The organism is Brakhagea baltica (genome assembly GCF_052161605.1).
In the GTDB taxonomy this organism is placed as follows: domain Bacteria; phylum Planctomycetota; class Planctomycetia; order Pirellulales; family Pirellulaceae; genus JBKCUI01.
Window position 1 is genome coordinate 6,344,399 of the sequence record NZ_CP197409.1, and the last position, 22,477, is coordinate 6,366,875.

Consider the following 22,477-nt stretch of genomic DNA (forward strand, 5'->3'; position numbering starts at 1 on the left):
TGTTGACGCCCGCTTCCGAGGATAGATTGATCAGATGTAGTTCGGCAAGCAATTTTTGCTCTTTGCCGCATTTGTGTTTAAGGATGATGCTCTAGTGCATAACAAAGACATCATCGAATCTATTCCGTGGAGGTGTGTTATGAAGCTCTCTAAGATTTGTTTGTTGTCCATGTCGTTGATTGGGCTAGCTGTGGCCACAACGAACGAGGCGTTTGCTCAGCGTGGGGGCGGTATGCCAATGGGCCCGCAAGCGTATACTCGTTTTCAATTGGCGACTTTATCGGAAGTTCAGTCGGTTTTGGGGTTGTCCGATGATCAGAAGAGCGCCGCGTCTGATATGACAGCGAAAATGCGCGAAGAGCAGCGAGCTTCGATGCAAGGTGGTGGTGGTGGTGGCGGCGGTGGTGATCGACAAGCTGCCATGGCAAAAATGAACGAAATGCGTCAGAAGATGGACGGTGAATTTGCCGCCAAACTTGACGATAAGCAAAAGGTTCGAATGACGGGCATCATGTTTCAGGTGGTCGGTGCTGCAGCGCTGATGGACACTGAACTACAGGGTATGCTTGGAATTACCGAGGATCAAAAGAAAGGCTTTGCAGACGCTCAACGTAAGAGTCGCGAAGCATCGCGTGAGAGCATGCAAGGGCTGCGCGATATGTCGCCAGAAGAGCGAACCGAGATGATGGCCAAAATGCGTGCTGAGTCCGACAAGGCCTTGTTGGCGGTTCTAAACGAAGAGCAAAAAGCAAAGCTAGAAGAGATTAAGGGCTCTGAGCTCAAGGTCGACTTAGCACCACTGCGAGGTCGTGGCGGCCAAGGTGGTCCTGGCGGCGGACGACAACGACGTGACAACTAGATGAGCCCTTGAGTAGTGGGGTTTGCAGTCTTGCGGTTCCATTGACTTGTGTCAATGGACCGATGACCCAATGGTTAGCAACACTTGAACTCCCGACCCGCCCCATTTCTTTTAGACCATGTGTCGGGGACTCCCGTCGATCGGCTTGCGAAATTTCTCGCTCAATAGCACTTCTGAATATTCGAGATTCGTTTAACTTAAGTGGTTGAGTTGATCCCTGTTGGTCGGCAGCGTGTGTCACAGCTTGGGTTCAACTCGCACTTCATTACAAGAAGTAGCAGCTGTTTTGCAGTCTACTCCGCCGATGTTGTCGACCTAGATGAAACATGAATGCAGATAATGCCACAGAACATACGTTAAAGAGATACGCCGATGTCGTATGGACAGAGGAAATCGATTCGCTGTTGGGCAAGTGCACCGATCGTGAAATTGGTGAACGTTTTGGAATCGCCCCCCGGGCTGTGAGGCTACGCAGAAATCGCCTCGATATCAAATCTGAGGCTGTTTCGTGTTCTGATCCACCGCGATGGACCAAGAAACTAGACAAGCGGCTAGGCACGATGACTGACAATCAGCTGGCGTCAGAAATTGGAACGACTTCGTATCACGTTCGACAACGTCGGTCTGAATTAGGGATTCCAGCATACGTCGCGCCACCGTTACCGGAAGCGGAATTAAACAATCAAACCAAGCTGGTTCTTACAGAAGCCCGAAAAAAGAGACTGGGAAAGGTGCCCGACACGTTATTGGCAGAAGAGTGGGGGTGCAATCCTGGCACAGTGACCAAGCACCGAAACAAGCTCGGCATTCCACCTTTCCAAACCTGCAACGAAGCGGAATGGACCATAGGGATGCTGAATTTGCTCGGCGAGGTTCCTGACGCACATATTGCTAGAGAGTACGAAGTCTCACCGTTGGCAGTGAAAATAAAACGTATTGAGTTAGGAATACTGCCCTTCGGTAAAAAAGTTATGGATCCTGAACCTGAGTTTCCTAGAGGAGTGGTCCCGCTCATTGGCAAAATCACAGACAGTGAGATTGCAAAACAATTTAATGTCAGTCGATCTCGTCTCCGAATTTATCGCGCTTTGCATAAAATTCCGCTCGCGGAATACGTGCAAAAGCCCCTGCACGAATGGACCGCCGAAGAAGAAGCTATATTAGGGACGATGTCAGACGGAAACGTCGCGCGAAAACTAAACGTTCCCGTTACGCAGGTTCACTATCGACGTGTCACTTTAGGGATCGCCCCGTTCGATCGAAAAGCAAAAGTTCGATGGACAACAGACAAAACCGAGCAACTTGGCCAGCAGCCAGATCAGATCCTAGCCAGAAAGTGGAGTTATCCGATTCGCGTAGTGCGAGAAAAGCGAGAATCTTTAGGCATCTCCCCATTTAACAGCCAAGTTAGGCCTTGGACGCAGGACGAAATTGCCAAACTAGGAACCATGCACGATACCGATTTAGCGAAAGAGTTAGGAATATCGCAATCGGCTGTTATAAACAAACGCAATGAGCTTGGGATTTCACCGTTCAAGGCCAGTGGGCCATTTCCATGGAAGGAACGAGACCTCAATCGTCTCGGTAAAGTCCCTGACGATGAGCTCGCGTTAGAGCTTGGATTATCCTTTCAATATGTTAGTCAAAAGCGGTGTGAACTGGGTATTCCCCCATTTCGACGCAGCAAAAAACAATGGACCGCTGAAAGGCTCGCCAAACTGGGAGTTGTGCCCGATGCCGAGGTCGCAGCCGAACTTGGTATCGCTGAAACCATTGTGCGTCAAAAAAGGGAAGAGCTAAACATAGCTACCGTCTCCACCTAGACCCGTCTTGGATGTGGATTATGTAGGAAGGCAGGTAACAAGATCGCTTTTCTCATGCCCGAGTTCGATCAAACCCGAACACGCCTTAGGACGCTCGTTAATTCAATCAGACGAGTCTACTTTGTTAGTCTGCCACGAATGTATCTCCTCTAGCAAGGCTCGGTTTTCATCGTTGAAGTCTAAAGACTCGCTCTGCAAATCCCATTTCAACCGATCGGACAGTGTTGTGGTGATTTTTTCATCTAGTTTTCCGTGCTCCTTCAATCGAATGAGCCCTCGCAAAATCTCTGGATCGCAGTTTGCGAACGCGCTAGTGCTGAACATCGCCCGCAAATTTTCTTTCAAAGTGTCGAGGCATTGCTCTGAATACCAATCTGCCAAGTCTTCTTGTAGAAGGTAGGTCGTCTGCTCAATAGTCTTCAAATCGGCATACCCATAGGTCAATCTAGGGGGAGGAATCCAATGAGGTGGCAGGTCTTTTTCGCTTACGCTATGACTCCACTCGGCGAGTCCCCGGTAATTGGCAGATTTAAGCATCTGTTCGGCTTGCCACCTTTGGTACTGCTCCGCTTGCGTCCATGGAAGTAAAGGCAACCAAATTAGCACCGACAAAACACCGAGCGCATACGCAGTGGAGCTAACCCGGAACGAAGCTGACTGATCATCTTTCCGCAAACTCCAAACCCATCGTCTTTTCATGAACCACACTACGAGAAGACCAATCACCCAAACAGGTGAGCTCATAACGGCCGCGAAGGTGATTTGAAGCCGGGTCGCAACGATGATCTCTTCACTTTGTGGTACGCGAACTCCACCCATCACCACAAACAACGGTACGGGCAACATGAGAATGGCGATATAGCCCACGATCAAACTAAACACCATAGTCGGCATGAGAGCCTCCCAGTAACGACACCCATAAAGGATTTTCAACGATCGCAGCATCAGCGTCACTCGCCAAATCGATACGATTCCGAGTAAACACAAATTAGCTCGTACCGCATCCACCTCCCCTAACATGCGTTCCACAGGGATGGCATACAACCAAGCTAGCGGTGCGGTCATCCAATAGGCATTGAGTATCGCTCCGTAACTGGTAAGCAATCCAACCGTCCTTACACCTCGAATCCAGGCAGTAACCCAAACCAACAGAGTGAGCGCAAAAGAGCCGACTAGCGATGCAACGAGCGGTATGACCAAATACCACCAATCGGCCAGCAAGTACTCGCCATCGTACTCGCGTGCAAAGCCAGCTGACAACACGAAAAGGGCTCCCAGCCATCGCACATCGCGACTTTGCATCACATGCTTATGTGCATCCTCACGAAAGCACAGGAACCGAACTATGGTTGATATGGTTATCATTTCCATTGTACTCAGCCAGATTCCCCTAGAATTCGACTCATTGCTTTTTCTGATTGGAAAACGATGGATGATTCCGCCAAATCGCCAGTCGCCTTTTCTTTCGGGCCTGCGCGACATCCTCAGAAAATATGCCTTGGAGTGCCCGCCTAAAGCCCGCCTCTAAGTCACTCACGGTCAACTGATCCGGCTGGTAGACAACATCGAACAAGTTGAAATGTGACCAAGGCTTACTGAGCAATCTACCTTGCGATTGAAGCCTGCGATACAGTCCCGTTCCCGGAAACGGAGTCTGAAGCGTCAATTGAATCTCAGCTAGAGAACTGTTTCTTGCGAAATCGATCAAGTGGTCGATGGAAGAGGGTGTCTCTCCATCGGCTCCTAGGATGAAACAGCCGTTGACGACGATCCCGGCATCTTGGATGGCATCAATCGCGGCCATGATCCGAGTCAATTGACTTTCCTTTTTTCCCATCCCATGATAACCAAAGGCTAACGATTCGATTCCGATAAGCACTTGTACACATCCCGATTTTGCCAATCGTTTCAGTAACTCGGGATCCTCACCGATGCGATAGTCGTTTTCGGTGAAGTAGCGTATCGATTGGGACTCGAGCGTTTCGAGTAGTAATTCCGCATCAGCTCTACCTGCCAAAGTGTTATCATCGGCGAGTTCAATCCAAGGACTGGCGTCTAGCTGCTTGATGGCGTCGAGCTCTTGATCAATGAGAGCCGGTGGTTTGTACCGTGGAGGCCCCAGCAATCGGCTTGCTCCGCAAAACTCACATGCCCATGGGCAGCCCCGCTGTGTTTGAACCGTCCATCGAGCCACTTGCCCCATGGGGACTAAATCAAAACGAGGCTTGGTAGCGTTTTGTAACGAAAATGGTTTCGCGCTTTTGTAAATGGGCTGCAATTCATCCGCCTCGATGTCGGACAGAATGCCAGGCCAAGAACTCTCTCCATCTCCCACACACACCGCATCGACATGCTTAAGGGCTTCGTCAGGCAAAGCTGTCGCGTGCAATCCTCCGAGCACCACCGGAACTCCGTTACGCCGAATCTCGCGAGCAAAGCTATAGGCTTCGTCAACAGACGCGGTTAAGGCACTCACGGCGACCAAGTCAGGAGAAGTATCCAGAACGTCTCGCACGAGATCGTCTGATCTGGCTGACGGATGGTAGCTGCAACTCCAATGCTCGGGTAGCATTCCGGCGAGCGTCAGTAGTCCCAACGAAGGAAGCTCGCTAATGGCACCAGCTCGTTCCCGAAATCCTGGAAGACTCATGCCAAAAGCCAGCATCTCTGGCTCCGCAACTCTTAAGCCGGTAAATGGGACCAACGCGACGTGTGGCATAGCATGCAGGCTGGAGAATGGAGACTAAAAACGGAAGTCGATTTGCGAGCGTCAAAGCCAATAGGTACTGCTGCCCGCACGAGGAATCGTTACGGTGTGTGTCCCCACCAATGTACTTCACGAGGAATCGTTACGGTGTGTGTCCCCACCAATGTACTTCAAAATTCGATGGATAGGATCACACCGCAAGAGATAAGAGTGACGCAAGAGTTATCTTGCAATCAATCGATCACGAAACCTCTCGCGTTTCTCTAATCTCTCGCGGTGTGAATATCTCAACGTGGGATTTAGCACGGACAGAATGGAAATACAGAAGATACCCCGGATAAACCGGGGCCGCATCGAAACGGTGTGTGTCCCCACGAACGTACTCTGTCCCCACGAACATACTCTTGTACGAACCACTTGGGCTGGTAGACTGCTTGTGTTAAAAGGATTTATGGTGAAACTTATTCCCGCCATTCGAACAGCGGGAGCAGTAAATGAGGTCAATCGAAAGCGATGTCCAGTAATCAATCAAAATTCGAAATGATTTTCGAATTAGTCGAACTCGGCGAAAGGGCGTTTGTTTTCAAGTTGAAGAAAAAAGATCCGCTGATTTCGTCAGCTGCGATCGAAGAAGCCGTTAGAGCTTGGTATCAAGAGCGACCTGGTGCAGAGTTTGGTGATGGAGTGGGCGAACCAGGGGATATCAGTAGGTTCAATCGATGCGACAACTCGAACAAGTAACGAGGGAGATAGTCGCATGGCTTTTGCGAAGTGGGAATCGGTATGCGTTAATCGGCGGCTTTGCTGTCTCGTTTAGAACCATCGAACGATTTACGAAGGACATAGATTTCGCAATCGCCGTTGAGAATGACCAACAGGCAGAGTCGTGTGTTCACGAACTCGCAGGTTTAGGGTTTCAAGTACAAACGTTACTTGAGCAAACCAAGCACGGAAGAATCGCTACGGTTCGTATGATCAAAGCGTCTCAAGGCAGCGTCTTCGTCGATCTTCTATTCGCTTCATCGGGCATTGAAGCGGAAATCGTAGCTGGTGCTGAATCCATTGAAGTCTTTGAAAACCTATATGTCGATGTTGCTTCACTCCCTGGACTTCTAGCTCTCAAAGTGCTTTCAGTTCATCCGGTCGATCGACCTCAGGATGTCATTGACATTCGGAATCTGCTCGGGGAAGCTAACCTCGAAGATCTAAGAGAAGCAAAGCGATTGCTACAACTCGTTACGGATCGCGGCTATCATCGAGGCAAGGATTTGCAGGCGGAGTTCGAACGTTATTGCAATCCTGTTCAATGAATTGTTGCACTATGCTTAGTCATTGCGAAAGGTCAAAATCTGACAGATTTGATGCTTATTGACTTGGCTTCTGCCATCTCGTAATGAGATATGGCGCCCCAGAAGATTGCTTGTGTTGACCGAAAGGTTTTAACAGTTTAAACATGCGTTCCTTCAGAACAATTCCGTTACAACTTCTCTTTCACCTGATCGGTTTGCTCGCTCGTCGGACGGATCAACTCAAAGTACTTGCGAATCGTTTGCCTATGGCCCATCGGGATCGATTCTGATTCGATAGCCGATTCGCTAAGACTCTCGAACTTTTGAATCTGTTCGCGGTAAGCTCGTAACGATTCTTCTTCTTGTGGATTCGATTTCTCCGTCTCGATATCCGATTCCCCTTGCCCCGACTCTTGCCCCTTGAGGTTCATCTTTTGATTCGCGGACAGGGCCAGCGTCTTATCGCCAGGAGTTTTGTCGCCGGAAGAACTTCCCGCTTTGTTGCCGGAGTTCTTCGCCTTGGATTCACTCTGGGATTGGCATTCTCCCTCACATTCGGATTTGCATTCCCCCAAGCACTGACATTGCTTCTTTAGCAAATCGCTGAGCTTCTTCTTGTTTGCAAGTTTCTTCGCCTCGCCACTGAGCCCCTTGGCTCCGTCGCTGAACTTGGATCGGTTGCCTTGGCTCAAGCCTTGTGTCATTTGTTCAGCAGCTTTGTCGATTTGGCTCTCGGGTTTCTTTTGTGACGCAGCACTATTCTCTTGCTGACTCCTAGCCTGTTCGAGCTTTTCCAAAATCGCTTTCTCGGTTTGACGGTCGAGGTCGGGCATTTCGAGTTTCGCTAACTGCTCGGCCGCTTTCTCCATGTCCCCCTTGGCAAGTGCATTGCCCGCTTGGGCCATTGCTGGAGACAACGCGAGTGCTTGTCCAAGCATCTCCATCTTTGCCATGGAGTCGGAGTCTTTGAGCTGCGTCTGCATTTCCATTAAAGAAGCCTCCATTTCGGAAAGCTTGGCCATCGCTTCTTTCGGATCCACTCCAGGCTCTTTCATTTCTTGAAGCAAACTTTGCAATTGCTGCAAGAGTTTCTCAAGCTCTGGATCCTGTTGCTCTTCTTGGATGGCTCGCAACTCTTGAAGGCTTTCGCTAACCTTGTCCGCTTGGCGATTGACCACTTCGTTTACAACAAGTGGTAAAACGGGGCTCTCGGACTGCATCGGCACGAGAAGAATGATGGCGGCACAAATATTAACAACTAGAGCGGTCGGGAACGATCGAGGCATTGCGATAGGTGCCACCTGGATCGGGTCGACACGCGACGCATGTTCCTCGGCATCTCGAAGCTGAAGCATCTGCACGGGATTTAGTTCGCGTCCTTGATTGGTCGAGCGTTGAAAATCCATCGCGGTTACAACTCGATCCTTCAGTCCGCAGCTCTGATCGATTTGTCTCGCGGCGGCATGCAATGATCGAAAACGAATGAGAGCGTAGAGTGCTCCGGCTAGCATTCCCGCAAGCGAGGCATAAGCCACCCAACTCCATGGATACAGACTCCCATCCATCCGTTTTACAAACGCCATGCCGCAGGCGATGACGCCACCGGCGAGCAAACCTGACGAGGCAGACTGCCAAAGCCATGAGAGCTGCTGCCGATTGCGAACGCTACGTACTCTTAACAATAGCTGCTCTGTAACGGCTGGCATGTTAGCGTCGAGCTTACCCATAATTGCTATCCTTCGGAAGAAAACGGACGGAAGTACAAACCGATGCTTAGCACAAAGAAGTATGGTCAAGCTAACATAACTTTTTCGAGAAAGCTATAGATTTAGTGAAATCTGCGCGGAAACGTGTTACATTAAGTGCTCCTTTTTTAAGGCGAACGCAGAAAATATTTCCCGTAGTGGACGAGGCAACGAGTCCTAGATTGCCGGGTAGTGGACGAGGCAACGAGTCCTAGATCGTGATGGCCTCGTTGCCTCGTCCACTACGTAAGATCGTCCCTACGTGGATTTCATCTGCTGATCGCCCCGTCCAAGATGAGACAAATGGAGCCCTACAAATGTCCGCTTATCGCTATATATCCTGGCTTAAACTCACGATAGGGATTGCCGTCCCGTTCTGTCTGGCCGGGTATCTTGTACTTTTCGCCATTCCGCCGAACCCTGTTTTCGCGGAACCTCTGCCTGCCAGCGTCCAAGACACGGACGATGATGCCCCCGATGACGACGAGATCACCGAAGAGGAACGCAGACAGGTAGAAGCGGTCGCCAGATTCGTGACCGTGCTGGAAAAGAACCCGCGTCGTGGGACCGCGTTTGATCGGGTTTACGGGCATCATGTTGAGTTCGGGACGTTGGATAAGTTCGTAGCGGATTTGAAGAAGCAAGCCAACGCTGCCAACGCAAAGGATGAGCACTGGATGATCCTCGGAATGCTCGAGTATCAACGTGGTAACGATGCTGATGCTGTCGAGGCCTTGACCAAAGCCGAATCAATTCGGACCAACGATCCGCTTCCCGCCTATTATCTCGGCCAAGCCCAAATACGCATCGGTGATGGCAATGCAGCGGTCGAGTCCTTTGAACGAGCTCTGCAACGCAAACCGCAACGAGCCGACCAACTCGAAATCTTTCAGCAACTCGGTCGACTTCATCAACGCGCGCAGCGAACAGACGAAGCAATGAAGGTTTGGAAGAGGCTAGAGGAACTCTATCCAGATGACGCGCGAGTTCTCGAACAGATTGCGATCACTCTCTCGGAAGAGAATCAGTTTGCTGAGGCGCTACCGCGATTCGAGAAGCTAGCTGCGATTACCAAGGACGATTACCGACGCACCAGCTTTGCGATCTCCGCCGCAGAAACGGTCGTCAAACAAGGGAACAAAACCGGCGGCATCGCTCGGTTGGAAAAATTGCTCGAGGACCTAAATCCCGAGGGTTGGCTCTACCGCGACGTGCGACGCAGAATCGATGATTGCTTTTTACGATCCGGCGATCAAGACGGATTGGTCGCTTACTATCAGTCTTGGCTAGAAACTCACCCGCAAGACATCGAGGCCATGAACCGCCTCGCACGCTTTCTTAAACAATCGGCTCGCAACCCGGAAGCCGCCGAGTGGCTGAACAAAGCCTTGACCCTAGCTCCGAAGCGGCCTGACATTCGCAAAACGTACATCGACCTCTTGGCCGAAGACAAACGCTTTGAAGAAGCTGCCAAGCAATTCGAGCAACTCATCAATGCTTCTCCGGGGAATACCGACTATCTCCGCGACTGGGGCAAGATGATCCTTCGCAACAAGGAGACGCCCGAGCCAGAACGACGAAAGAAAGCCCTGGCCATCTGGAATCGGATCTTGGAGCCGAACCCAAAAGATGCAGTGCTGGTATCGCAAGTAGCCGATCTTTGCCGACAAAACCAGATGCCGGAGGAAGCCGAGGGCCTCTACCGTCGCGCGATTGAGTTGGCACCTTCGGAGCCGCAGTACCGGGAGTATTTGGGGGAGTTTTTGCATATTCAAAAGCGAGCGGAAGAGGCGAGAGCCGTTTGGCAAGCGATCGCAGCGGGCGAAAGACGCAATGCCATTAACCTGGCTCGCTTAGCGGAGATTTACAATAGCTTCGGATTCAGCGACGAGGCTTGCGACAAGATCGCGGAATCGATCGAGTTGGATCCCAAGGAATTCACGCTGGTTCTAAAGGGAGCAGAGTACCACAACAAAGCGGCCCGTTTTGACGGTGCGTTAAAGCTGGTCGAACAAGCCGAGAAACTGGTTGCGAACGATGATGAGCGAGAGTCAGTTCTGAATACGCGAATTAACGTGCTTCAATCAAGTCAACAGCTCGACGCCGAAGCAGAAGCGATGGAGGCTAGGTTCCTAGCAGATGCCGAAACCACCTCGCGAGATTGGTATCGATTGGCTCGCTACCGAGAAAGTCAGCGTCAATGGGAGGAGGCCGCTTCAGCCATTGACAAAGCGATGGAAAAGGATCCTCAGTCGATTCTGGCATTCACAGCCGCCGCCCGCATAGCGGAGAACGCAGGAGACTTTGGTCGTGCAGCCGATTTGTTCCGCAAACTGACGCAGGTGGATCGTCGCTCAGTCAGCGACCACTGGACGAGTGTCACTCGTCTGGAAACGCAGATGGGACGCAAAGAGCAAGCGCTCGAGGCCGCTAAACAGTTGATTGTATCGGCACCCTCGAAGACAGAGAGCTACGAGTTTTACGCGCAGACCTGTTTCCGACTCGGCGAAACCGACGAAGGGTTGCAAGCTCTTCGAAAGGCAATCCGGATCAATCCGAATGAACCGAGCCTTATGATGGCCTTGGGAACAGCGTTGTCGGAACAGATGCGAACGGATGAGGCGATTGAACTCTATTGGCGGGCCTATGAAAAGTCTGAGGAACTGTCTGACAAATCCTCGATGGTCACCAAGCTCGTACCTTTATATTCGCAGCTCAATCAGATCGACAAACTCTTTGAGCGACTTGAGCGGGAGCGACAGGAAGAAGACAATCGACGTGGAGTTACGATATCGATCGCGCAAGCTTGGCAGACTTTGGGAGATATCGCGGAAGCTCGCAAGGAATTGGAAGGGCTGCTTAGTGAAAACACTCGTGACACAAATTTGCTGAACCAATTGGCGAAGCTTTGCCAAGATGATGCCGATATGGATGCCGCCATCAATTACCAGCGTCAACTGGTTGCCCTAGCACCAGGCGATGAAACCGAATCGCCTCTTGCCAGCATGCTGCTGCGAGCAGGTGAGATGGAGGAGGCTCGCGAGATTTATGCCAAGCTGATTATGTCGGAGGAGGATCCGGTTCGGCAGTTGCGATCGCTCGATGCTCTGTTGAACTCCGGCAACTACGATACCGCGTTGCGGGTCATGGAACCGATGCTGGAGAGGCAACGGGACGACTGGGAGCTTCTCTATCGGTACGGAGTTTGTTGGCAAGGCTTAAAGAACAACGAGGAAGCGAAATCACGTTTTGAACAAATCCTTGCACTACCACTGCCGCATGACACGCTCGGTCGAGCTGCTGCGGCCAAGATGAAGCAGGCTCAGGAGAAAGCTCGCTCGGACAATCTGCGTGGTATCGCGACGACGATGCCTGTGAGAGAGTCAGCGCTCCAGATGGCGAATAGGGCTGCTGTAGTTCGCACGGCGGTAGGATTGATTGTGGAGGATTACTATAGCAATTCCCCGCCAACAGTCTGGACTCCGGAATCATACGGATTGGCGCGCATGGCCGCTTTGGGATGGATGTTGCGTTTGGAACAAGAAGCATCGCTCAATTCTAAGAGAGAAGCTGCGGATGGTCCCGCAGGTAGTTCTGGGGACGGTACTAGTAACGCAATAGTAAGCTTTGCGGACTCGATCAAGGAGAGTGCTTTTGCAGAAGTCCCCTCGCCCCGAGCCGTCCTGGATTGGCTTTACATTTGTGTGCTCAAGAATGACTACCCATCGACTTTTGCATTGTCCAAGAAGATGGCAGCCAACGGCGATCTCGAGGAAAAGCGATTTTTCTTGCAATCCCTTCGGACCCGCGAAACAGTAGCCAACAACTCGCGATCCAACAGCAATACGCTTCCGAAACGCACACCGCTCAGCGATGCCGACTTGGAATTCATGCAGGTGTGCTTCGATAATGTGAATGCAAAGACCAAGGATCAGGATCTGGAAGCGTTGTATGGTCCGAATATCGCTTACGACAACAATGGCCAAGCTTACGTGCTAGTTGGCTCGGGCTATCAGCCCCTGCCCGGAGTTTTTCGCAATTCAGGCGGATTCCAAACGCTACTAATGGAGGAGTATCGCTTCGCAGGAAAGACGGAGCGAATCGAACAGATCATTCAAGAGCAGTTGAAGTCTGCAAAGACGGCCAGCGATTGGATCGCCGTGCTGACTACTCTCCGCAGCGAGGAACGTACAGACGAGATTCCGAACGCAATTGAAAAGTGGCGAGTGGCAGCACTGAAAGAGATTGCCGAACGGCCAGTAGTTGCCAATCGCGGCCGCAACACGCAATCGAAACCGCTCCCGTTATCGACGGCAGTAAATTTCTTACAACAGTGGATTGGCCAACTCGGTAGCGAAGAAGAAAACGAGAGGGTGCTTCAGTTGTTGGCAAACATACTGGAAATCGCGGAAGCAGAAAGCCAATTCCGGGTCAGAGTGGCAGCCGTTTCCTCGGTAGCGAACAATACTCAACTCAATTCCAATCCCTCTTCGAGCAACTTCAATATTCCTATTTACTACGGGAAGACCACCGAGGGCGTGCTCGTGACTTTTCCTCCTGCAACGACTGAGCTAGATACGACTACAATCACTTTGCTCCGACAAGTATTCGGCGTATTGCAGAAGAATAGCGTTAGCGAGGACATGCTTTTGAAGCTCCGGACGCTCGGTGAGTCAAAATGGGAAACCTCCGTCTTCTGGAAGTGGTGCTTGGCGGCAATTCACTGGTGGGGTGACGATCAAGATGGTGCTATGAACCTAGTGGCACGAATTATGGTGGATCGTCCGCAGGATGCTGCTATGCAGTTCCGTTGGATCTGGTTGTTAGAGTCCAGAAATGAGTTCGAAGATGCACTAGCCATCGTCAACCAGATCGCACCGCGAGATCAAAGCCGACTCATTCTTAGGGAGAGTGCGGCCTTGAGATTGGCAGAACGAGTCGGGGATACTGATCGAGCTAGACAGGCTGCCGAGCGATTATTCGGGCTTCGATTGACGAGCGACATGCAGATGCAGCTCGTTCCACAAATGCGGAGGTTGGGGATGGATGCACAAGCGGACGCGATAATGAGCAGGATGGAACGAACGTCGGCACGCCAACCATCGAGTCTGTTATCGCTAATGAATCTATATCAATCGCAGGGTAAAATCGAGAATGCAAACCAGACAGCGATGGCCATCTTGCGAAAAACGACGTCCCCGTACTCAGCAGCACGAAATACTGCCAATTCTTATTCTCCACGAATTCAAACTTCTGAGAACAGTCAACGGCAAGCAGCGGTGCAACAGCTTGTTCGGTCCGGTGCATTAAAGAAGTTATTGGAGCAACTCAAGGAGAAGCTTGATCGGTCACCCGATTCTGTTCATACATTGGAACAGCTTATCGAGTTTTCGATGGCCACTAACCAGAAACGCGATGCAGATGAGTATTTGGCCAAAGCGCTGAACTTGCGACCCGAATCGCATGTTCTACGGTGGAATTTGGCTAGCAATCTTTCCGCTATGGGGAAATACAGTGAGGCATGTGATCAGTACTTACGAATCATGGACGCTCAGCCCTCTTGGATTACCGACGAATACTATGAAGTGCAGCGAGCGTTCTCACAGGCAAAGAGACAAGGTGAGTTATTTGCCAAGCTTGCGTCCCAGGACCTGCGACGTTTCCGCAATTCATGGGGACTAATCAACATGGTCAGCAATGCCTTGCAGCAAAATCCAACTAATGCCGAAGGAATGATTGGTCTGATCGAGCGCATCCATGAATCGCAACCGAATTCTCGCTCGAACTTGATCCGAAACTTAGTCGACAATCCGTCGCTGCTAAGGAACGATCGCGTGTTCGAGCTGGTGAAACGCAGTGTCACTGCCGGGGCTACGTCGGGGGCTGCTTCGAATCCTTGGTCAGGTTTGGACCAAATTCTTAGCTACAGCGAGGATAGTGTTGAGGTTGTTTTTTCCAGTCTGATCAACATGGCTAGGAACAACCCTGCTCGAACCGCAGAAATCAGAAGCTCCATTGAGCTGCAAACGCAAAAGAATCCGAATTGGCTTGCGGGGCACATAATGCTGGGCCTATTGGAGATGAGTTTAAAGAACAAAGAAAATGGGCTAAACAGAATACAAACCCTGCTAGAGGACGAATCGACATGGACTGACATGCCTTATGAAGCATGTTGGTTCCTAGGGTTGCAATTAGCCTCTGATAACTCTGCCAAAGAACTTGCGATCCGTCTACTGAAAGAGGCCGACCTGCGTCAGGGCAGTCGTGGAATGAGCGATCTAACGTATTCTCCGATTTCCGCTTTGGCCAAATTAGTTAGCGATCGCGAGGTGGAGAAAAAATATGTCAAAGAGCGATTAGATGACATTCAAAAAAAGGCTGCTATTAGGATCGCATCCTACAACGATTCGGACTACGAAGTCTATCAGCGCGTTCAAGGTGGAATCGGGATGTCCAGGCTTTACCTTAACCTGGGTTATCCAGTCGACTCCTACTTGGCTGCTAAAGCTATAGAAAATGAGCTTGACTCCGGTGCATTAGAACGGTTCTATGGCGATACAATGTACATAAAATCGGAATGGTCAAGCGTACTTAGTCGAGCGACCAAAGCATTCTCAGACCAGACTCTACCCTTGGCACTGGACCGCCTTCTGCCTGAGAGCGGTCGCCTCGACCTAATGGTGAAGCTCGATAATCCTGCGGCTTCCAAAAATCCTGATGAGAAGTCGGCCTCTGTTCCAAAGATGCAAAGCGAGCTGATATCGGTTCTCAAACGTGCGGCAAAGAAACCTGAAACTCAATCTGTGATTGCGGATCGACTCGCCATTTTGGCGGAGAGTCGGCCCGGGGATATTGAGGTCCGCCTAACGAAAGCTCTATGGATGATAGAGCAGGATTGCGAAGGAGATGTGCTAGCCGAGGAATTATCGAAAATTCTCGAGTTGGCAAAACTCGAACCCATTGCTGAGGGTCGCCGACCCAACAATCGCCAACGCGAACAAGCGAAAACAGTGACTCGTATATGGTTGGTAGCTCGGGAGATCCTGAAGGATAACGCTAGTTCCAGTATATCCGAATCGGAATCGAAAGAAGTTGTACAGAATATCCGTCCCTATAGGTCTCATGCCTCATGTCGAGAATTGGCTTTGAAAGCTGCTGATCTCGCCGTGGAGGCGAGTGAAAGGATGTTAAACCGGGGTGAACAATGCGAGGTCCTTCTAGAGCTCGCGAGTGTGCAAGCGCAGCAAAATCTATTGGAACAAGCAACAAAAAATTGGAAGGAATTGCTCCACCGAGCAACATCTAACAACACAAAATCATCCATATCCCAAGGCGAAAGGACGGGGCCAGCGGATGTCGTCAAACCCGATTCCTCTGTAGAGTTCGTGCCTGCGTTGACCATATCGCAGTTTCGTATTGTCATGTCGGTTCATAATATGGCCGCAAAATATGGAGACATGGAGTTAGCAGCCAGAGCTTTGGGAATGTCGCTTCGCGGGGGGATGCCTGTTTCTGACCCCAACATGAGTCCGGTTGATTCTCAACGCTCTCCCGTGATCGTCCGTAGCGGTAATGACTCGACTAAGGAAGATCCGATCGAAAAGGAAGTTCAGAATACTCTGCAAGGTGCACTGGCTTTCTGGGATCAAATCGAAGATACGCCGGTGGATCTATTTGATGCGCTTCGATTGGTCGTGTTACCCGCCAATCGGCCGGAAGAGGTTCGCCTTTTCGTAAATGGAAAAGCAGTCGAAGAAGGTCGCGAAGAGTCGCTCGCATCCTCGCTCGTTCGAGTAGCAGCCAAGTCCAACAAACTTGACTTCCTGAGAAAGCAGGTAATGGGACGCATTGCGAGCGGGACTAATCTTCTTTCCAAAGACGTACTATTAGCGTTAATCGCAATCGAAAAAGGAGACCAAGCTACTGCAAAAAGTATCATTGAGCAGTTAATTGCAGAATCCGAAAAGCTTTACAACTCTACATCGATTCAGATTCGTGGCTTGTTAGCGTTGCGAGCTTGCGAAAAATCAGATCTTCGGAATGATGCGCTACCACTACTAAAGCGACTTGTTACATCCCAACTAACGTCGGCTACCTTGAACAATGATGACCTCTTCTCATCATCTCAACGTACAAAATCGCCACAGGCGGATTTAGTTGCTCGACTTAACAGGTATCTAATCGAAAGTGGGGATCTGCAAGGAGTGCAGCAAAACTTTGAATCAATCTTACAGTCGCGAACGCGTTCTCACTCGCGATATTCAAACGCTGGTTACGGAGCGTCGCTGTTGCGTGACGATCTGCGACGTATCGCGCAACGAACATCTGAGCTCGATTTACTCGACTACACGATGGATTTGATCGGAAGATCAGTAGATCTGCCAATCGACTATCAGTACAGAACGTCCCAGGTCGGTGTTGGCCGTGTGATGGAGTACTTGATTCGATCGCACAGATCGCTTGAATCTGCGGAGCGATATCAAGTATGGCGAGATTGGACGATGCCCAATTCGGATCGAGGATTCGTTCGAATGGTTTTTGATGTCGTCAGTCCCCTCCATGTGCCTGCTGCGATCACAGACCTTTCCCAAAGAGGGGCAGCGTTGGCCCGTCATGAAATCGAACCCGGCGTCCATTCGAATCTAACCGAACTGGTTGTTGCGGCCGTGGAAGCCAACCAACTGGTGAATCTGAAGAAGGAAGTCGAAAAGTTATCACAAGCATCCGATTCCGATTCTGCTTCTCAACTACTACTAGATCTAATCACGATTGAAGAGAAAAGAGATTCTGAGGTTGCAGAGCTCGTTAACAAGCGGATCCTGGATCATTATGAGCGTAAAAAGAATCCAGATCAGAGCCAATTAGCCATTTTGCTAAGTGATGGACATGCGATTCTGGCTAGCTACTGCCGAAAGCATGGCTACCTTCAAGAAGCTACCAAGCTCCGAAAATTGATAGGTGTAGATCAAACCTTTGTCGAGAATTTCAACGCCGATGACGAACATTGGATCCGTCAAATCCGCCCGAATAGAAACGCATCAGTTGCCGATCGATGGTATTCACCCCTGCCGGCTTCGACGGGGGGGGCGTGGCTTCGTTACCCAATAACAGGTGACTTCACGATTTCTTGGGATACACCTAAGACTGTTTCCACTTTTGAGTTTGCTAGTGCACGGCTCTCTCCGCAGAACGGTGTGTTAACTGACTCGAGCGGTTTACTTGCCTTCATCCCACGTTACTCAACTATCTCACGATCAGGTCGGATAGAGATTCAGGTAGAGAGTGGCGAATTTACCATCCGTATAGACGGTCTTGAAATTACCAAAGAGACGACCTGGGGCACGTCGCCGTGGCTCGCATTAGAAATCAGCAATGAGATCATGCCCTGGCGCAATCTTCGGATTGAGGGTAATCCGACGATTCCGTCGGAAGTGCGTCTCATTGCTGGGGATACTATGGAAGGATGGAGTTCGACGGCATTCAATGAATCTCAGAGAATACCGCGACGCACTACAGAGCGGATCGAGTTTGAGAAGCGAAATCCGCGATACTTTCGCAATCCAGGAGAGATCTCTTCCACTCAGCAACCACCGTTCGACTGGCTTGTTGAAGATGGTAATCTCAAGGCGAGAAAAACCTCGAAATCTGGTTCCACGCCGCAACAAAGCTGGTTGCAATATGGTCGACCACTCGCTTCAGGAGAAACATTTCGATACGAATTTTTTTCCAAAAAAGAGGAAATGGTCGCCCATCCCACGATCGGGAACGTTGCTTTGGTTTTGAAGCCCGACGGGCTGTACCTACATTACATCGATTCGGACAATGATGCGAACATTCTTTTTGGTTTGAATGCAGAAAGTATGTTTCAACTGAAACCAAGCAAAATGACCACCGACAGACTACCGATTCGCGAAGAGGAATGGAACCAAGTCTCACTTACCTATTCGGAGGGAAAAATCGACTTGATCATTAATGATGAGCTTGTGTACTCATTGCCTGTAGATACAGACATGTCGACTCAATTTGGCTTCTTCCGTTATAAGCATCAAGAGTGTTTGATTCGTAATGTCGTTCTTTCAGGGGCATGGCCTAGCAACGTCTCTGAGGAGTTAGTTGAAAGCTGGAATGCATCCAACAAACAACGCGTTGTCGCTGATGTCCAGGACCGCTCCGCACCTACTGTTTCGAATACCATTGCACCGATCGATTGGCGGAAAGCGGTTGAGATGGACAACGACGCGAGCGTCTTCGAACTTCTCGCATTGGTTTTACCCACGAATGGAAAATACCCACGGTTGAGTTTCGAAGTATTAGAGCTATCACCGACGAGCAGTTTAGCAGCCCCAGAAAGACTCCGAAATTTCGTACAGCTAGATTGTGTAGCGGTAGAGTTAGCTAAATTAGCTTACAAGCAAAACAGGACGGACGACGTCCTCCAAGCAATCGCCGAATTCCAGATTAGGAATCCGGGGGCAAAACGCGTGTTAGGTGCATTGCGTTGTTTATTAGCGATCGAGTCGTCGGATGAAAAGATCGCTCGACAGGGATTGGAAAGCTACATCCAAGAAATGCTGCAAGACGACGTAGATCTATTTCGTCATCTGGAACAAGCGGCCGACTTTGTGGTGGCATGGCGCGCTGCATCCCCCCCGAGCCTTCGTGGTCTAAGCAAAAAAATAGTAGAGCGAATCGAGGAACTCGATCGAGAGGAGCGATCACGAACCTCGAATCCAACACTAATAAAATGGGTGAAGCGTTTAGCCGGTGATCTGCAATTCATGGCTGATTCAGAATCGATAGTGGCCAAACATACTCCGACGAAGCAGTGGACTAAGCTCGATATTGGCAACTTGAGGCATGGCAACAACGGAGGGCGCAGCAATGAGTCTTCAACATGGGTAGTAACTCCTGGCAAGACGGTTCACTATGGTTCGGACCAATCGAGTCCCCTCATCTTTCAGTCGCCGCTGACTGGCCAATTTGAGATACTCGCAGAACGTACCACCTGGGATCGCCAAGAGATCGCCATCATGTACGCGATGCACGCGGCGGAACCCAAGTACGATTTGTCGAAGGTGTCGGTTTCGAGTCGATCAAATGTTGTGGACTGGGGCGATACTTTAGACGTTCCCGGATTCCGCGAGCGTGGACGAGCTCGCTTCCGAATCGTTGTCAACAAGAACGAGATTGTGACCTACACCAACGATGTGAAAATCTATGAACATGCGATGGCAGAGAGTTCTTCTCCATGGTTGATGCTAGAGGCCGCTTACCCTGATTTCCGTGGTGAAGTAGACAACCTCCGGATCGTTGGTACTCCCACCATCCCAGATGAGTTAATTCTGACCAGCCCCATTGGGTACGAGGCGTGGGATGGCAGCTTAGGTGGCCAATCGATCACCAACGATGAGGATCGAGGCGGAAATTGGATGTTTCGCAACGGGGAGGTGATTGGTAATGCCTACTCCAATTCCCCCAATTCCGAGAGTTACATTCGTTACTTAAGGCCAATGTTGGAAGATGGTGTCGTGGAGTATGAGTGCTGGTCTGACGAAAACACCGAGGTTCACCCTGCGATTGGTGGTCAAGCGTTCTTGCTGAACAAAGACGGTTTGAAGATTCATAGGATTGGATTTCTACCAGACAAGAATAGCAGTTTGCCCACTGGTGTCGCTCCCCCGGTCGAGTCTGCTTCGAAGCCGATTGAATGGAAATCGGGTCAATGGAACCGAGTCCGATTGGAACTCCAAGGAGACGAACTGTCGATTGCAGTCAACGATGAAGTCGTGGCAACGGTTTCCATCACTGATCCTCCAGAGAAACGCCACATCGGCATGTTGGGATTTGGAGGGACACAAGTCCGATTTAGAAACATGACCTATCGTGGCGAATGGCCCAAGTCACTGCCGCCGTTGTCGGAGCAGGTTTTGGCGCTGCCGGATGCGAAGCCATAAACAGTTGACCGGTCCCTTACCCTCCCCTCGCTTCGCTCGACCCTCCCAAAGGGAGGGTGAATTAGGGGGGGGCGACGCTGCGATTAAATTAATTCACCCTCCCTTTGGGAGGGTCGCTGAGGAGGAACGACGAAGCGGGGAGGGTACACAAAACATGTCAATACTTATCAAACCAATCAACCATTTCCAAGAAAGTTTCCAATGACCATCGATGATTCCTTGAAGCAGCAGCTTGACCAGTTCCGACAAGACTTCCAAACACTTCGTGCGGAAGTCTCCAAAGTTATCGTCGGTCAACTTGAGATTTTGGACGACACGCTTATCGCGCTCATTGCGGGAGGACATGTGCTCCTGGAAGGGGTTCCCGGACTGGGGAAAACTCTGACTGTTAGGACGCTTGCCGAAGCCATCGAACTAAAATTCCATCGCATTCAATTTACACCCGATCTCATGCCCGCAGATTTGATCGGGACGCAAGTTATTGCCGAAGGAGAAAACGGTCGCAAATTCTTCGAGTTTCAAAAAGGTCCTATTTTCGCGAATGTTCTGCTCGCCGATGAAATCAACCGCGCGACTCCCAAGACTCAATCCGCGCTGCTCGAAGCCATGCAAGAGCATTCCGTTACAGTCGCGGGGGTAACGCATAAATTGTCGGAGCCCTTCTTCGTCATGGCGACGCAAAACCCGCTAGAAATGGAAGGCACCTATCCTCTCCCCGAAGCCCAACTCGATCGCTTTTTCTGCAAACTGCTGGTCAAGTATCCGTCGATGAGTGATCTCGAGATGATTCTTGATCGCACGACTGAAACGACAAAGACGCAAGCATCGCCGGTCATTACGGGGGAACGCATTTTGGCGATGTCCCACCTCGCCCGCCAAATCCCGATCGCGCCAGAGATCAGACGGTATGGTATCGGAATCGTCATGGCAACCCACCCCGATCAGGCTCTTGCGACCAACGCTACCAAGAAGTACGTCCGCTATGGATCCAGTCCACGCGGTTTACAGTCTCTCATTCTGGGTGCCAAAATTCGAGCCATTCTCGATTCACGCTACCACGTTGCCCGCGAAGATCTACAACTCATGGCCAAACCGGTCCTCAGACATCGCATGATTCTCAATTTTGAGGGGCAAGCAGAGGGGATGACTTCCGATGAAGTCATCGATCAAATTCTTCCTAATATTCCCGACTCTGCGATCGCAGCATAACACGCCCCTGCACCTATGTTATTTCCACCAGACTTTTTGACGAAGCTCGAGTATCTCTCGATCATGTCAAAGCGGGTCTTTCGAGGCTCGCTCCTTGCACAACGCCGCTCCATGCAATTGGGCTCGGGGATCGAGTTTTCCGATCACCGCGAGTACGCGCTGGGAGACGATCTCCGTTATCTCGATTGGAATGTCTACGCACGGCATGGTGATCTATTGCTAAAGCGTTTTCAAGAAGAGCAGGATCTTCATGTCTATCTCATGGTGGACTGTTCTCGCAGCATGGGGTTCGGCAGCCCTCCCAAATTTGATCTTGCGCGGCAACTCACAGCGGCGTTAGCTTATATCGCCTTGGCCGATCTGGATCGCATCGCAGTAGTGGCATATGCGAACGATATCATCTCGGAGTTTCCTGTGACGAGAGGAAAGGCGAGAATACTCGCGCTCATGCGATATCTGGAATCCCTCTCCACTGTTGGCACCGATACAAATCTTTCTAAGGCAGTTCAAGGCTTGCTGCACCGAGGAACGCGAAACGGATTAGTGGTCGTGCTAAGCGATTTGTTCGACGCAAATGGCTATGCTCGAGGCTTTGACCAGTTGCGGTCCCGTCGATTCGAATCGCACGTATTACAATTGCACGATCCCAAGGAAGCAGATCCGAAATTGCTTGGTGATGCGGAACTGGAGGATGTCGAGAATGGCTCTATTCGCATGGTGACGATCAATGAAAAGATGCTCCGACGTTACAAACAGCTCTTTGAGGATCATCAAACCTCGATTCGAGACTACTGCCGCAACTACGGATTGAGCTGCACACAGTCCCCGTCAATCGTTCCGTTTGACGATCTGGTTATGAGTATGATGCGTTCCGCAGCGATGAGAGGTTAA

General features: G+C 50.6%; 10 protein-coding genes. 7 read left to right on the forward strand and 3 right to left on the reverse strand.

Annotated elements, in window-relative coordinates:
- Window positions 1–139 precede the first annotated feature (139 nt).
- Together SH449x_RS24850 and SH449x_RS24855 are read left to right on the forward strand one after the other, a co-directional pair.
- Window positions 140–859 (forward strand): hypothetical protein, encoded by a 720-nt coding sequence (locus tag SH449x_RS24850; RefSeq protein ID WP_482378772.1) that lies wholly within the window; start codon window positions 140–142, stop codon window positions 857–859.
- A 326-nt stretch (window positions 860–1,185) separates the two neighbouring features.
- Entirely contained in the window at window positions 1,186–2,682 is a 1,497-nt protein-coding gene (locus SH449x_RS24855) for a hypothetical protein (protein ID WP_482378773.1), read from the forward strand.
- A gap of 102 nt (window positions 2,683–2,784) precedes the next feature.
- Here the strand turns inward: SH449x_RS24855 and SH449x_RS24860 are convergent, their stop codons facing one another.
- Together SH449x_RS24860 and SH449x_RS24865 are read right to left on the reverse strand one after the other, a co-directional pair.
- Window positions 2,785–4,047: a hypothetical protein gene (locus SH449x_RS24860; RefSeq protein ID WP_482378774.1), complete on the reverse strand. Its 1,263-nt coding sequence runs from the start codon at window positions 4,045–4,047 to the stop codon at window positions 2,785–2,787.
- Between the two features lie 37 nt (window positions 4,048–4,084).
- Window positions 4,085–5,401, reverse strand: coding sequence for a B12-binding domain-containing radical SAM protein (locus tag SH449x_RS24865; RefSeq protein ID WP_482378775.1), 1,317 nt, complete (start codon window positions 5,399–5,401; stop codon window positions 4,085–4,087).
- 501 nt (window positions 5,402–5,902) lie between these two features.
- Between SH449x_RS24865 and SH449x_RS24870 the strand changes: the two genes are divergently transcribed.
- Window positions 5,903–6,130 carry a hypothetical protein gene (locus SH449x_RS24870; protein ID WP_482378776.1) on the forward strand — a complete coding sequence of 76 codons (228 nt, stop codon included), beginning with the start codon at window positions 5,903–5,905 and terminating at the stop codon, window positions 6,128–6,130.
- Window positions 6,109–6,699 (forward strand): nucleotidyl transferase AbiEii/AbiGii toxin family protein, encoded by a 591-nt coding sequence (locus SH449x_RS24875; protein WP_482378777.1) that lies wholly within the window; start codon window positions 6,109–6,111, stop codon window positions 6,697–6,699. The genes SH449x_RS24870 and SH449x_RS24875 overlap by 22 nt, the downstream gene beginning before the upstream one ends.
- A 167-nt stretch (window positions 6,700–6,866) precedes the next feature.
- Here the strand turns inward: SH449x_RS24875 and SH449x_RS24880 are convergent, their stop codons facing one another.
- Entirely contained in the window at window positions 6,867–8,405 is a 1,539-nt protein-coding gene (locus SH449x_RS24880; RefSeq protein ID WP_482378778.1) for a hypothetical protein, read from the reverse strand.
- Between the two features lie 335 nt (window positions 8,406–8,740).
- Here SH449x_RS24880 and SH449x_RS24885 point away from each other — a divergent pair, with 335 nt between their 5' ends.
- From SH449x_RS24885 to SH449x_RS24895, 3 genes are all read left to right on the forward strand, one after another.
- Window positions 8,741–20,377 carry a DUF1583 domain-containing protein gene (locus tag SH449x_RS24885; protein WP_482378779.1) on the forward strand — a complete coding sequence of 3,879 codons (11,637 nt, stop codon included), beginning with the start codon at window positions 8,741–8,743 and terminating at the stop codon, window positions 20,375–20,377.
- A 201-nt stretch (window positions 20,378–20,578) separates the two neighbouring features.
- On the forward strand, window positions 20,579–21,586 hold the full coding sequence (locus SH449x_RS24890; RefSeq protein ID WP_482378780.1) for an AAA family ATPase: 1,008 nt from the start codon (window positions 20,579–20,581) through the stop codon (window positions 21,584–21,586).
- A gap of 15 nt (window positions 21,587–21,601) precedes the next feature.
- A complete protein-coding gene (locus SH449x_RS24895; protein ID WP_482378781.1) occupies window positions 21,602–22,477 on the forward strand; it encodes a DUF58 domain-containing protein in 876 nt (291 codons plus the stop codon).